The sequence below is a fragment of the Streptacidiphilus sp. MAP12-16 genome (assembly GCF_041262165.1).
Lineage (GTDB): Bacteria > Actinomycetota > Actinomycetes > Streptomycetales > Streptomycetaceae > Streptacidiphilus.
This window is the reverse complement of sequence record NZ_JBGCBY010000012.1, coordinates 55,138-69,129: the sequence shown is the minus strand read 5'-3', so window position 1 is coordinate 69,129 and position 13,992 is coordinate 55,138. Positions and strand designations below refer to the sequence as shown.

The 13,992-nt window shown below is 71.7% G+C and carries 7 protein-coding genes and 1 pseudogene; 5 read left to right on the top strand and 3 right to left on the bottom strand.

Features of this window, described 5'->3' with window-relative positions; all coding sequences use genetic code 11:
* Positions 1-379 precede the first annotated feature (379 nt).
* The 5 genes and pseudogenes from ABIA33_RS17840 to ABIA33_RS17820 all read left to right on the top strand — a co-directional run.
* Positions 380-874 (top strand): annotated as a pseudogene (locus ABIA33_RS17840) (LLM class flavin-dependent oxidoreductase); the annotation flags it as partial.
* A 147-nt stretch (positions 875-1,021) separates the two neighbouring features.
* A complete protein-coding gene (locus tag ABIA33_RS17835) occupies positions 1,022-1,813 on the top strand; it encodes a VOC family protein (RefSeq protein ID WP_370082630.1) in 792 nt (263 codons plus the stop codon).
* 106 nt (positions 1,814-1,919) lie between these two features.
* Positions 1,920-5,105 carry a BTAD domain-containing putative transcriptional regulator gene (locus ABIA33_RS17830; protein WP_370082628.1) on the top strand — a complete coding sequence of 1,062 codons (3,186 nt, stop codon included), beginning with the start codon at positions 1,920-1,922 and terminating at the stop codon, positions 5,103-5,105.
* A gap of 31 nt (positions 5,106-5,136) precedes the next feature.
* A complete protein-coding gene (locus ABIA33_RS17825) occupies positions 5,137-6,711 on the top strand; it encodes an MFS transporter (protein WP_370082626.1) in 1,575 nt (524 codons plus the stop codon).
* A 77-nt stretch (positions 6,712-6,788) separates the two neighbouring features.
* Entirely contained in the window at positions 6,789-7,610 is an 822-nt protein-coding gene (locus ABIA33_RS17820) for an HAD family hydrolase (protein ID WP_370082624.1), read from the top strand.
* 3 nt (positions 7,611-7,613) lie between these two features.
* Here ABIA33_RS17820 and cydD read toward each other — a convergent pair whose 3' ends face one another.
* The 3 genes from cydD to ABIA33_RS17805 all read right to left on the bottom strand — a co-directional run bounded on the left by cydD (position 7,614) and on the right by ABIA33_RS17805 (position 13,983).
* On the bottom strand, positions 7,614-11,195 hold the full coding sequence (cydD, locus tag ABIA33_RS17815; protein WP_370082622.1) for a thiol reductant ABC exporter subunit CydD: 3,582 nt from the start codon (positions 11,193-11,195) through the stop codon (positions 7,614-7,616).
* 246 nt (positions 11,196-11,441) lie between these two features.
* Positions 11,442-12,437: a cytochrome d ubiquinol oxidase subunit II gene (cydB, locus tag ABIA33_RS17810; protein WP_370082620.1), complete on the bottom strand. Its 996-nt coding sequence runs from the start codon at positions 12,435-12,437 to the stop codon at positions 11,442-11,444.
* Between the two features lie 10 nt (positions 12,438-12,447).
* On the bottom strand, positions 12,448-13,983 hold the full coding sequence (locus ABIA33_RS17805) for a cytochrome ubiquinol oxidase subunit I (protein WP_370082618.1): 1,536 nt from the start codon (positions 13,981-13,983) through the stop codon (positions 12,448-12,450).
* Positions 13,984-13,992 lie beyond the last annotated feature (9 nt).

Below are 13,992 nucleotides of genomic sequence, written 5' to 3'. Positions count from 1 at the left end.
GGGAAAGTATCTCGTGCATCTATGCTCGCTTTTCCTGGGAAAACATGCGGCGCAGCGATTCTAGTGGTGATTCGCCGGGCGCCGCGCACGCTATTCTCCGGCCGGTCGGAACGCCCCGTCCATTGCCGTCTGCGGCAGGGGCACATGGCTCCGTTCTGCCTGCCCGCCCTGTCAGAACCCCGGGGAGGGGCAGGGGTAGCGTTCCAGTCGGGCTCACGAGAGGGTCCACGATGGGGGATACGCGTGAATAGACATCGAATTCCCGGAATCGCCGCAGTGGCTTTACTCGGCTCGGATGTGCCGGCCTGATTCCCGTGGGTCGTTTTAGCGACATTTTGGTCGCGCAGGGTGGTGGTGGCCTGGGCGTGGAAGGTGGAGGCTGCTGGACAAACTGCTGACCGAGGACTCCACCACCGAGCCGGGCGAGTACTGCTCCGCCGTCGAGGCACGCAACATCCCCGGCTGCGTACAGCGGCCCCGCTTCCCCTTCTACGTCGCCGCCACCGGTCCGCGCGGACTGGGACTCGCCGCCGACCACGGTCAGGGCTCGGTCACCTACGGCGACCCGCGCGGCCCGGCTGACGTCCCCGTCGACCAGGCGCCGACCGTGATCGAGGCCCAGCTCGCCAAGCTCCGCGCCGCCTGCGAGGCCCGGGGCCGCGACTACGCGACCATCGACACGATGCTGCTCCAGGGTTCGACCGCCGAGCAGCCCCTCGCCTCGGTGGACGCGTTCGTCGACTGGGCGGGCACCTACCAGGAACTCGGCATCGACGAAGTGGTCATCCACTGGCCCGTCCCCGACTCCATCTTCGCGACCGACCTCAGCGTCTTCGAGGACATCGCCACCGAGAGCCTCAGTCAGCTCCACTGACGCTCCTCACATGCGGACTCTCGCCCGGACGGGGCTACCTCCGCTGCCCCGGATGGCGCCTTCGGCGGAGCGCGGGGAAGGTGGTCCAGGGGGACGCGAACCCGCCCGGGCGCCCGCCCGAGGCGGACCACCGCTTGGAGACGACACATGTCTGAAGTCACCGCTCCGTACGAACCCGGCACGCCGTGCTGGATCGACCTGATGGCCCCGGACCAGCAGGCCGCGCTGGACTTCTACCGGGACCTCCTCGGCTGGCAGGGCGAGGTGGGTCCCGAGGAGTTCGGCGGCTACTCGGTCTGCGCGCTCAAGGGCAAGCCGGTCGCCGGCATCATGAAGTCGATGGCGATGGGCGACCAGCCCGCGCCGCCCCCCACCTGGACCACCTACTTCTCCAGCGCGAACGCCGACGCCACCCAGGCGGCGATCAGCGCGAACGGCGGCACGGTGATCTCCCCGGCCATGGACGTGGGCGCTCTCGGCCGGATGCTGGTCGCCGCAGACCCGCAGGGCGCGGTGTTCGGGGTGTGGCAGCCGCTGGAGTTCCCCGGGGCGCAGATCGTCAACGAGCCCGGCGCACTGGTCTGGAACCAGCTCAGCACCACGGACCCCAAGGCCGCCGGGGTCTTCTACCAGGCCGCGCTGGGCCTGGAGGCCGCACCGATCCCGGAGATGCCGGAGTTCACCGGGCTCATGGTCAAGGGGCGCCCCATCGGCGGCGTGCAGGGCATGGAGAACCTCCCGGACGGGGTTCCCCCGCACTGGCTCGTGAACTTCGCCGTGGACGACACCGACAGCACGGTCGACGCGCTGGTGCGGGCCGGTGGTTCGGTGATGGCGCCCGCCTTCGATATGGAGAAGGTCGGCAGGATGGCCGTCCTGCAGGACCCGCAGGGCGCGTTCTTCGCGGTGGTCGCGCAGAGCACGCCGGCGGCGTCCTGACCCTTGGTTCCCTCCGCTGCGCGGCTCCCCCGGGTGCCGCGCAGCGTCGTGCTCGGGCTCGCGGATCCTGCTGTCGTACAGAGCGGGTGTACGGGAGAATCAGCGGGTGAGATTCGGGCTTCTGGGCGCGACACAGGCGTGGGACGCCGACCGGGGCGCGGTCGCCGTCGGCGGCCCGGGGCGGCGGGCGGCACTGGCGCTGCTGGCGCTCGACGCCGGACGGATCGTCACCGTGCAGCGGATGATCGACGGGCTGTACGGGGAGGACCCACCCGCCGGGGTCGGCAACGCCCTGCAGTCGCAGATCTCCCGGCTCCGTGGTGCGTTGCGAGGGGCCGGGCGGCCCGAGCTGATCGAGAACCATCCCGCCGGCTACCGGCTCGCGGTGGACCCGGACCACGTCGACGCGCACCGCTTCGCCCGGCTGGCCGCGCAGGGCCGCGACACCCTGGCCGCCGGAGACCCGGCCAAGGCCGCGGACCTGCTGCGGGACGCACTGGCACTGTGGCGCGGTCCTGCGCTGGCCGACGTCGGCGACGCACCGTTCGCCGGGCCGCAGACGGTACGGCTCGAGGAGCAGCGGCTCGCCGCGACCGAGGACCGAATACAGGCCGAGTTGGAGCTCGGCGACCACCGGACGGTGATCTCCGAGCTGCGCGAGCTGGTCTCCGCGCATCCGCTGCGCGAGCGCCTGAGCGCCCAGCTGGTGCGGGCGTTGCACGGAAGCGGGCAGCAGGCCGAAGCGCTGGCCGCGTTCGCGGAGACCCGCGAGGCCCTGGCCGACGCGCTCGGGGCTGACCCGGGTCCCGAACTGGCCGCCGCGCACCTCGCGGTGCTGCGGGGCGAGCCCGACGCCTTCGCGCCGCCGCCGAGCGGGATCGTCCGAGGGGTCGCCGCCCTTCCTGCGGCACGCCACCTCGCAGTGCCCGCACAGCTCAGCGGGCTGATCGGCCGCGAACGGGAACTCGCCCGGATCGTCGAGCTGCTCCACGACGGACGGCTGGTCACCCTCACCGGCCCCGGCGGCACCGGGAAGACACGGACCGCCGTGGAGGCCGCCGCACGCCACCCCGGCGACAGCTGCTTCGCCGACCTCTCCGGTCTCGGCCAGGGCGACGACCTGCCGCAGGCCGTGCTCAGCGCGCTGGGGCTGCGCAGCTCCGGCCTGCTCGGCTCCGGCGAGGGCCCCACCCCGATGGTCCGGCTGACCGCCGCCCTGACGGAGCGTCCGCTGCTGCTCGTCCTCGACAACTGCGAGCACCTGGTCGCCGACGCCGCCCGGCTCGCCGTCCAACTGCTCGCCGCCTGCCCCGAGCTGCGCGTCCTGGCCACCAGCAGGGAGCCCCTCGGCATCACCGGCGAGCGGCTGCTCCCGCTGCCGCCGCTGCCGGAGGCCGCCGCCATCCAGCTGTTCGCCGAGCGCGCCCTCGCCGTGCACCCCGGCTTCGACCCCGAGCAGGACGCGGACACCGTCGCCGAGATCTGCCGCCGTCTCGACGGACTGCCGCTCGCCATCGAGCTGGCGGCGGCCCGGCTGCGGATGCTGTCGCCGCGTCAGATCGCGGAACGGCTGGACGACCGGTTCCGGCTGCTCACCGGCGGCAGCCGTACCGCGCAGCCCCGCCAGCAGACCCTGCGCGCCGTGGTCGACTGGAGCTGGGACCTGCTGCCCGAGACCGAACGCGCCGCCCTGCGACGCGCCTCCGTCTTCTCCGGCGGATGGACCCTGGAGGCTGGCCAAACGGTCTGCTGCGACGGATCGGACGACGTGCTGGAGCTGATCGGCGCGCTGGTGGACAAGTCCCTCGTCGTCGCCCAGCAGGAGGAGGCTGACGGCGAGGTGCGCTACCGGCTGCTGCAGACCGTCCGCGCCTACGCCGCCGAGCGCCTCGCGGAATCCGACGAGGCGGAGCACGCCCGTCAGGCCCACCTCCGGTTCTTCCTGGACCTCGCCACCACCGCCAACCCGCGCCTGCGCACCGCTGACCAGCTCCGCTGGCTGCGCCGCCTGACCGCCGACCACGACAACCTGCACGCCGCGCTGCGCGGCGCCGACACCCTCACCGCACTGCGGATGATCGGCGAGCTGTCCGGCTACTGGATGCTGCGCGGCCTGCGCTTCGAGGGCGCCCCGCACGCCCGGAAGGTCCTGGAGGAACTCGGCCCGCACCCCGCCCCGGGCCTGGAGGAGGAGTACGCGATCTGCCTGATGCTCGCCGCCACCACCCCCAACTGGCGCGAGGAACTGGCACCGCAGCTCGCCGTGACCGAGGCGCTGATGAGGAACTTCCGGCGCACGCCCAGGCGCAACCCCGCGCTGACCCTGCTCTGGGCACCCTTCACCGGCGTCCCCGAGGAAATGGACCAGCTGACTCCGGCCGAAGTCGCGCAGTGGCGGGCGGACCCCTGGTCCACCGGCCTGATCCACGTCGGCGACGGCTTCCGGCACCTCTATGTGACCGCTGACGCGGCCTCCGCCGACCGGGAGTTCACCGCCGCCGTCGAGCAGTTCCGGAGCATCGGCGACCGCTGGGGCCAGATCATCGCGCTGGGCGAGCTCGCGAACATCGCCGACTGGCGCGGTGACCACGGGCGCTCCGAGGGGCTCGCCGCCGAGTCACTACGGCTCGCGGCCGAGCTCGGCGCGGCCGAGGACATCGCCGAGCTGGTCTGCGCCCGCGCCGAACGCCGGGTCAGGGCCGGGGAGCTGGACGCCGCGGTCGCCGACTGCGAGCAGGCGATCGGCCTGTTCCGGCGGGTGGGCGCGCCCGACAGCGTCGCCCGCGCGCGGCTCTGCCTGGCCGACATCGCCCGGCTCCGAGGCGATCTCTCCACCGCGCGCGAGCTCTGCGCGAGCGCCCTCGCGGCCTCCCCGCCCGGATCGTTCAGCGGGGACTGGCTCCGCATCTCCGTTCTGGTCGAGCTCGGCCGGATCGCCGAGGCCGAGCCGAACGCCGAGGCGGCCCGGGCGTACTACCGCGAGGCGCTGCCCCACGACGTGGACCACCGCAACCTGCCCGCCCTGGCCATCGCCGCCGAGGCCGTCGCCGGCCTCGGCGTGCTGGAGGGAGAACCCGGGCGCGCCGCCTACCTGCTCGGCGTCTCCCGCGCCCTGCGGCGCAACGAGGCACCAGCCGACGCCGACCAGCTCAGGACCACCGGGGCGGCCCTCGCCGCACTCGGCAGGGCCGGCTACGACAGGACCCACGCCGAAGGCGCGGCACTCCGGGTCGAGGACGCGGTCCGGGCGCTGACCGACGAGGCCCAGAGGCGGTCAGTGACCGGTCAGTGAGCGGTCAGCGCGCGGCGCGACGCTACCGCACATGACCTCCTCGACAGTCTCCTCCGCCCGCAAGTGGGGCACGCTTGCCATCTGCTCGGCAGCGGCGCTGCTCCTCGGCATCGACAACACCGTCCTCAACCTCGCCATCCCCGACCTGGTCAAGGTCCTCCACCCGTCGTCCACCCAGATCCTGTGGATCGCCGACGCCTACAGCTTCGCCCTGGGCAGCCTGCTCGTGGTGATGGGCAGCCTCGGCGACCGGATCGGCCGCAAGCGGCTGCTCCTGGTCGGCGCCACCGGCTTCGGTCTGGCCTCCCTGCTCACCGCCTACGCCGGTAACCCGGACCTGCTGATCGCCGCCCGGGTACTGCTCGGCGTCGCCGGAGCGACGATCATGCCGTCCACGGCCTCGCTGGTCCGCTCCACCTTCACCGACGCCAAGGAGCGCACCCTCGCCATGGGGATCGCCGGCGGCGTGGGCGCGGCCGGGTTCGCACTCGGCCCGGTCATCGGCGGCGCGCTGCTCGACCACTTCTGGTGGGGATCCGTCTTCCTGATCAACGTGCCGGTGATGCTGCTGCTGCTCGGCTTCGGTTCGGTGCTGCTGGTCGAGTCCCGGCACCCGGCCCGCGGACGCCTCGACATGTCCAGCGTGCTGCTGTCCGCGGTCGGCCTGTTCGGTGCGATCTACGCCGTCCAGACCGGCGCGCACGACGGCTTCACCCAGCCGAAGGTCCTGGTCGCCGCGTCGGTCGGCCTGGCCGCGCTGGCAGCGTTCGGTCTGCGCCAGACGCGCATCGCCTCCCCGCTGATCGACCTGCCGCTGCTGCGCGACAGGGCCTTCGCCGGCTCGCTCGGCGCGAACCTGGTGACGATCCTGTCCGTGTCAGCGCTGTCGCTGGCCTTCTCCCAGTACTTCCAGGACGTGCGCGGCTGGTCGCCGCTGACCGCAGGGCTGGCGCTGCTCGCCGGACCGGTCGGCGCGATGATCGGCGGCCCCTCCTGCGCCGTGCTGATCGCTCGCATCGGCCGGGCCCGCACCACCGCTCTCGGACTGGGCCTGATGGCCGTCAGCATGGTCTGCTTCTCACTGGTCGGCGTGCACACCAGTTACGCGCTGCTCGCCCCCGCCGTGGTCCTCAACGGCGTCGGCATGGGCTTCATCTTCGGCGTCACCAACGACACCATGATGGCGACCGCCCCCAAGGAGCGGGCCGGAGGAGCCGCCGCGATCGGCGAGACCGCCATGGAGCTCGGCAGCGGCCTGGGCATCGCCGTCCTCGGCAGCGTCCTCGCCGGCAGCTACCGCAGCGGACTGCACCTCCCGGCCGGGCTGTCCCCGGCCGCTGTCGCCGCGGCGCACCAGACCGTCGGCGGCGCGATGGCGACCGGCGCGGCGTTGCCCGCGCCGCAGGGGCCCGCGCTGGTCAACACCGCCCAGCAGGCGTTCGTCCACGGCATCCACACCACCACGCTGATCGGCGCGGCCCTGCTCGCAGCCGGCGCGGCCGTCACGCTCTTCGCCCTGCGCGGAGTCCCGGCGGTGATCACCGACACGCAGGACGACGAGCGGAACGAGGAGGTGGCGGAGATCCCGCTCCCTGCCGTCGGCTGACCGCCGCCGCGACGGGCCGGACCCCACCCGGGTACCGGCCCGTCGGTGTTTCTCCGGAGGTGAGCGAGGATGGTGAGGTGAATCCTCCCCCGCACCCACCTGTGCGCCTGATCGCCACCGACCTCGACGGCACCCTGCTGCGCAGCGACGGCACCGTGTCGGCCCGTACCCAGGCCGCGCTGACGCTGGCCGAGGACGCGGGACTGTGCATCGTCTTCGTGACCGGCCGCCCGCCGCGCTGGATGGAGTCACTGAGCGAGCACACCGGGCCGCACGGGGTCGCGATCTGCTCCAACGGCGGCGCGGTGTACGACGTGCGGCGCAAGGAGCTGGTGGAGTCGTTCCCGCTGCGCGCGGAGGACGCGTTGGCCGTGGTCGAGGCGCTGCGCAGGGAGTTGCCGGGGGTGTCCTTCGCCTTCGAGTATCCGAGCGGGTTCTCCCACGAACCGGACTACACCTCGCAGATGTGGGGCTCGGACGGGGTGCAGCGGATCGCCCCCGCCGAGGAGATCCTCGGGGCCGCCGACGCCCACACCGTCTTCAAGATCCTCGCGAAGCACCCGGACCTGGACCCGGACGAGATGCTGCGCCGCGCCTGCCTCGCGGCCGGGGACCTCGCTGAGATCACCCGCTCCAGCCCGATGCTCGAGATCAGCGCGACCGGCGTGAGCAAGGCCACGACGCTGGCGCGGTGGTGCGCGGACCGCGGGATCGCCGCGGAGGAGGTCGTCGCCTTCGGCGACATGCCCAACGACCTGCCGATGCTGGCCTGGGCCGGGACGGCGTACGCCGTGGCGAATGCGCACCCGCAGGTGCTGGCCGCGACGCCGGGGCGAGCCGGTGACCACGACGAGGACGGCGTGGCGGAGGTCATCGAGAAGCTGGTCGCCTCGCTGTAGCGGCTAGACCAGAAGCGCGTCCGCCTCCCGCTCGCGCTCCCACATCTGCCGCAGGGGGCCGTCGGCGAGGACCAGTTCGTGCCAGCCGCCGCGCTGGACGACCCGGCCCGCGTCCAGCACCAGGATCTCGTCCACGGCGTCCAGGCCCGCGAGCCGATGGGTGATCAGCAGCGTGGTGCGGCCTTCGGTCGCAGCGAGCAGATCCGCCGTCAGGGCGTCTGCCGTTGCCAGGTCCAGGTGCTCGGCAGGCTCGTCCAGGATCAGCGCGGGGAAGTCGGCGAGCAGCGCGCGGGCCAGCGCGAGGCGCTGGCGCTGGCCGCCGGAGAGGCGGGCCCCGTGCTCGCCGACCATGGTGTCCAGGCCCTCCGGCAGCGCCTCGACCCAGCCGTCCAGGCGGGCGGCGCGGAGGGCGGCCCACAGGTCGGCCTCGGTGCACTCGGGGCGGGCGAGCCGCAGGTTCTCCCGGAGCGAGCTGTCGAAGATGTGCGCGTCCTGGGCGCAGACTCCCACCGCTGTGCGGACGTCGTCGCTGTCGATCCCGGTGACGTCGACGCCGTTCAGGGTGACCTCGCCGGAGGCCGGCTCCAGGAAGCGGAGCAGGACGTTGGCGAGGGTGGTCTTGCCGGACCCGCTGGGGCCGACCACCGCGACGCGGCGGCCCTCGGTGAGGTCCAGATCGAGGGCGTGGAGGGCCAGTTGTTCCTGTCCCGGCCAGCGGGCGGCGAGGCCCCGGGCCCGCAGGGGAAACGGATTCCGGGGGAGCGGGCGGGGCTGCTCGGGCTCCCGGACCGGCTCGGGTGCGTCGACGAGCTCCAGTACCCGGGCGGCGGACTGGGCGCTGCGGCGACGGACCTGGGCGGCGACGGGCAGGCCCGTCACCGCCTCGAAGGCGGCCAGGGGCGCCAGGACGAGCACGGCGAGGACCACGCCGTGGATCCGGCCCGAGGCGACGGCCTGAACGCCGAGGAGCGCGCAGGCTGTCGCGGTGAGCCCGGTCAACGCCGTGCCCAGTCCCGTACCCACACCGGCGCCTGCGGCGGAGCGTCGGGCGAGCGCGGTGAGACCGGCGTCGGTGGCCCTGAGCTGGGCGAGGCGGCGCGGGAGGGCGCCGCTGACGGTCAGTTCGGCGGTGCCGTCGAGCACGCCGACGACCTCGGCGGCGAGTTTTCCCCTGGTCGCGGCCTGGGCCTGCTCGGCGCGGGCCGAGAGTCGCACGGTGAGTGCGGGGACGGCGACGCCTGCGAGGAGCAGGCCCGCGGCGAGGGTCGCCCCGGCGGCGGGCAGCAACCAGGCCACCACGGCGACGGTCGCGGCGGACGCGAGGGCGGCTGCGGCGGCCGGGAGGCGGAACCGGAGGAAGTAGTCCTGGACGGCGTCCACGTCGGCGACCATGCGGGAGAGGAGGTCGCCGCGGAGGTTCCTTCCGGTGCCGTTCGGCGCGAGGCGCTCCAGGCGGCGGTAGACGGTGGCGCGGAGGGTCCCGAGCGAGCGGAACACCGCGTCATGGCTGACCAGGCGCTCCGCGTAGCGGAGGGCGCTGCGCGCCGTGCCGAAGGTGCGGACGGCAGTGACCGCGACCATCAGGTAGAGCACCGGCGGCTGCTGGGAGGCGCGGTCGATGAGCCAGCCGGAGGTGCCCATGAGGGCGGTGGCGCTGAGGAGTGCGGCCGCGGCGAGGGTCACCGCGAGGGTCATCCGACGGCGGTGCTTCGGCGTTCGGGCGGCGGCGCGGATGCGCTTCAGCGGGGTTGCTGTTGGGCCTGCGGCGGGGGTGGGTGCAGGTGGTGCGGGGGTGGGCCGGTTCGGGGTAGTCGCTCTGGGGCCTTCATATTTACGGGCGGTGTGGACTCGAGGTGCCTTTTCCTCGCCGCTCCACCCGCAAATACGAGGTACGGCCCCTGCCGCGACCACCCCGCCCCGTCCCACCCCCTCCCCTGCGTGGGTGGGATAAAGCGCGGTGCGCTCGCCGTCCGACAGCGCGAGCCTGGCGGTGGCGAGAGCAAGGAGCGCGGGGCGGTGTGCGGTGACGATCACCGTGCGGTCGCGGGCGAGTTCGCGGATCGCGTTGACGATGGTCTTCTCGCTTGCGCCGTCAAGGTTGGCCGTCGGTTCGTCGAGGAGAACCAGGGGGCGATCGGACAGGAAGGCGCGGGCGAGGGCCAGGCGCTGGCGCTGGCCGGCGGAGAGGCCGTGACCGTTCTCGCCCAGAGGGGTGCGCACTCCCTGGGGGAGGTTGCTGACGAAGTCCCAGGCGTGCGCGGACTGGAGGGCGCGCTGCAAATCCTGGTCGGAGGCTTCGGGGCGGGCGAGGCGGACGTTGTCCGCGATGGTGCCCGCGAAGAGGTAGGGGTGCTGGGGGACCCAGGCGATGCGTGAGCGCCATGACTCCGTGGAGATGTCGTTGAGGTCCTGCCCGTTGATGCGGATCTGGCCGGAGGTCGGGGTGGTGAAGCCGAGGAGGACGTTCAGCAGGGTTGTCTTGCCGGTCCCGGACACACCGGTGACGGCCAGGGTCTCCCCTGGGGTGATCTGGAGGGAGAGGTTGTTGATCCCGGGTGCGTGAGTGACTGTCAGGTCACTGATGTCGATGGTGAATGAGATGGGGGCTTCGTGGTCGCCCGTGGCGGGCTTCGGGGTCTCCAGGACCTCGAAGATCCGCTCGGCGGCGGCCAGGCCCTCGACGCTGGCGTGGTAGTGGGTGCCGACCTGGCGGATGGGGAGGTAGGCCTCGGGGGCCAGGACCAGGACGACCAGGCCGGTGTAGAGGTCGAGGCTGCCGTCGACCAGGCGCATGCCGATGGTGACGGCGACCAGGGCGACCGAGACGGTCGACAGCAGTTCCAGCGCGAAGGAGGAGACGAAGGCGATCCGCAGGGTGCGCATGGTCGCCCTGCGGTACTGGTCCGTGGTCTTCCTGATGGCCTCGGCCTGGGCCTTCGCCCGGCCGAACACCTTGAGCGTCGGCAGGCCGGCCACCACGTCGAGGAAGTGGTGCGAGAGACGGCCCAGGGTCCGCCACTGGCGGTCCATCCTGCTCTGGGTGGCCAGCCCGATCAGGACCATGAAGACCGGGATGAGGGGGAGCGTGAGCACGATGATCAGTGCGGAGAGCCAGTCGGCCAGGAGGATGCGCGCGATGACGGCGACCGGCACCACTACGGCGAGGGCGAGTTGGGGGAGGTAACGGGCGAAGTAGTCGTCCAGCGCGTCCACGCCGCGGGTCGCGAGCGTGACGAGCTCCCCGCTGCGCTGACTCGTCAGCCAGGACGGTCCGAGGGCAGTGGCCCGGTCGAGGAGCTGCTCGCGCAGTTGCGACTTGACCTGGGCGGAAGCCCGGTGCGCGGCCACCTCGGTCCCCCAGGAGACCAGACCCCGCAGAAGGCTCACACCGGCAAGGAGGCAGAGAGCGACTGACAGCTCCGCTGCGGAACGGTGTTGCTGGAAGGCGCCCACCACAACGTCCGCGATGACCATCGCCTGGGCGATGACCAGCCCCGCGCCGAGCATCCCCAACACCACGGACGCCAGCAGGAAGACCCGCGTCGCCCCGGCGTACCGCACCAACCTCGGATCAACCGGCTTCATGACCACTCACCTCAGACTCTTGAACTACGGCGGATTCACCGCGCTTTTCCCACCGACGCAGGGGAGGGGGTGGGACGGGGCGGGGTGGTCGCGGCAGGGGCCGTACCTCGTATGTGCGGGTGGCAGCGGCGTAGCAAAGGCACCTCGAGTCCACAGCCGCCCGTAAATATGAAGGCCCCAGAGCGACTACCCCGAACCGGCCCACCCCCGCACCACCTGCACCCACCCCCGCCGCAGGCGCACCCCTCAGGCCGGGATGTTCCGGACACCGATCCGCCTGCGGAAGACCCAGTACGTCCAGGCCTGATAACAGAGCACCACCGGCGTCATGAACCCGGCGACCCAGGTCATCACCTTGAGCGTGTACGGCGAGGAGGAGGCGTTGGCGACGGTGAGGGACCAGGCCGGGTTCAGCGACGAGGGCATCACGTTCGGGTACAGCGAGAGGAACAGCATCGCCACCGTGGCGACGATCGTCAGGCCGGACAGGATGAACGCCCACCCCTCGCGTCCGGCCTGGTTGAAGCCGAGCGCAGCGACCAGCGCGATGACGGCGACGAGCATCGCCGCCAGCGATCGGCCGTTCCCGCTGCTCGCCTGGGTCCAGCTCAGGAAGCCCAGCGCGAGCGCGGCCGTGAGCAGGCCGAGCTTCAGGGCCAGGCTGCGGGAACGGTCGCGGATGTCGCCCAGCGTCTTCAGCGAGACGAACACCGTGCCGTGGAAGGTGAACAGAGCCAGCGTCACCGCACCGCCGAGGAGGGCGTAGGGGTTGAGCAGGTCGATGACGTCGCCCGCGTAGTTGCCGGAGGCGTCGATCTTGACGCCGTGGACGATGTTGCCGAAGGCCACGCCCCACAGGAAGGCCGGTACCAGGGAGGTCCAGAAGATGGCGTGTTCCCAGTTCCGCTTCCAGCGCTCGTCCGAACGCTTGGCGCGGTACTCGAAGGCCACGCCGCGGACGATCAGGCAGACCAGGATGACGAGCAGCGGGAGGTAGAAGCCGCTGAAGAGCGTCGCGTACCAGGCGGGGAACGCCGCGAAGGTCGCGCCCGCGGCGGTGAGCAGCCAGACCTCGTTGCCGTCCCAGACCGGGCCGATGGTGTTGATCAGGACCCGGCGTTCGCGCTCGTCGCGGGCGAGCAGCTTGGTGAGGACGCCGACGCCGAAGTCGAAGCCCTCGAGGAAGAAGTAGCCGGTCCAGAGGACCGCGATCAGCACGAACCAGACGTCGTGGAGTTGCATGGGGATCTCCTCAGTACGCGAAGGCGAGTGGCTTGTCGGCGTCGCCGGACGGGCCGCGGAGGGTGGGGTCCTGGGCGGGTGGCTCCTCGTCGGTGGGGCCCGCCTTGGCGTAGGTGACGAGCAGGCGGATCTCGATGACCGCGAGGATCGCGTAGAGGAGCGTGAACACGGTGAGCGAGGTGATCTGCTCGCCGAGGGAGACGTTGGGGGAGACCGCGGAGGCGGTCGTCATCAGGCCGTAGACGGCCCAGGGTTGGCGGCCCATCTCGGTGAAGATCCAGCCCCAGGAGTTGGCGATCAGGGGGAAACCCATGGTCAGGATGGCGAGGCGCCAGGCCCAGGTGTTGAGGAAGGGGCTCAGTTCCCGGTGCTTGGTGAGCATGAGGAGGGGGACCTCGTCGCCGCCGCGCCGGTGCTCGGGGGCGAGCCAGAAGCGCTTGCGGGTGAGCCAGAGGCCGATGACGCCGACCACGAAGGAGGTCATGCCGAAGCCGATCATCCAGCGGAAGGCCCAGAAGGTGGTGGGGATGTTGGGCTCGTAGTTGGGAGCCTTGTCGCCGTACTTTGCCTTCTCCGCGGCGTTGGTGTTGTTGATGCCGGGGACGGCGTCGTGGAAGTTGCTGTGGGCGAGGAAGGAGAGCAGGCCGGGGATGGAGATCTCTATGGTGTTCCGGCCTTGGGAGACGTTGCCGTAGGCGAAGACGGAGAACGGCGCGGGCTGCGCGGTGTCCCAGAGTGCCTCGGCGGCGGCCATCTTCATGGGCTGCTGCTCGAACATGACCTTGCCGAGGGTGTCTCCGCTGATCGCGGTGCCGAGCCCGGCGATGATCGTGACGATCAGGCCGAGGCGCAGCGAGGTCCGCATGGAGCCGACCTTGTCGGGGTTGCGGTCTACGGCGGAGAGCCGGCTGTTGCGGCGCAGCTGGTACGCGGCGATGCCGACCATGAAGGCGCCGCCGGTGAGGAACGCGGCGGTGAGGGTGTGGAACACCACGACGAGGGTGGTGTCCTGGAACAGGACCTTGCCGATGTCGGTGAGCTGGGCCCGGCCGTTGGCGCCGATCCGGTACCCGACCGGGTGCTGCATCCAGGAGTTGGCGGCGAGGATGAAGTACGCGGAGAGGACGGTGCCGATGGACACCATCCAGATGCAGGCCAGGTGGATCTTCTTGGGAAGGCGTTCCCAGCCGAAGATCCAGAGCCCGATGAAGGTGGACTCGAAGAAGAAGGCGATGAGCGCTTCCATGGCGAGGGGCGCGCCGAAGATGTCGCCGACGAACCTGGAGTAGTCGGACCAGTTCATCCCGAACTGGAACTCCTGGACGATGCCGGTGACCACACCCATGGCGATGTTGATCAGGAAGAGCTTGCCCCAGAACTTGGTCGCCTTGAAGTACCGGATCTTGCCGGTGCGCACCCAGGCGGTCTGGAGTCCCGCGGTGAGCACGGAGAGGCTGATGGTCAGCGGGACGAAGAGGAAGTGGTAGACGGTGGTGATGCCGAACTGCCAGCGCGCCATCGTCTCGTGGGCCAGGGCGAGCTCCACGTCGTGCCT

Excerpts from the sequence above, each read along its gene's own strand:
- ABIA33_RS17835 (WP_370082630.1), top strand. The coding sequence starts at position 1,022 with ATGTCTGAAGTCACCGCTCCGTACGAACCCGGCACGCCGTGCTGGATC.
- ABIA33_RS17825 (WP_370082626.1), top strand. The coding sequence starts at position 5,137 with ATGACCTCCTCGACAGTCTCCTCCGCCCGCAAGTGGGGCACGCTTGCC.
- cydD (WP_370082622.1), bottom strand. The coding sequence starts at position 11,195 with ATGAAGCCGGTTGATCCGAGGTTGGTGCGGTACGCCGGGGCGACGCGG.
- cydB (WP_370082620.1), bottom strand. The coding sequence starts at position 12,437 with ATGCAACTCCACGACGTCTGGTTCGTGCTGATCGCGGTCCTCTGGACC.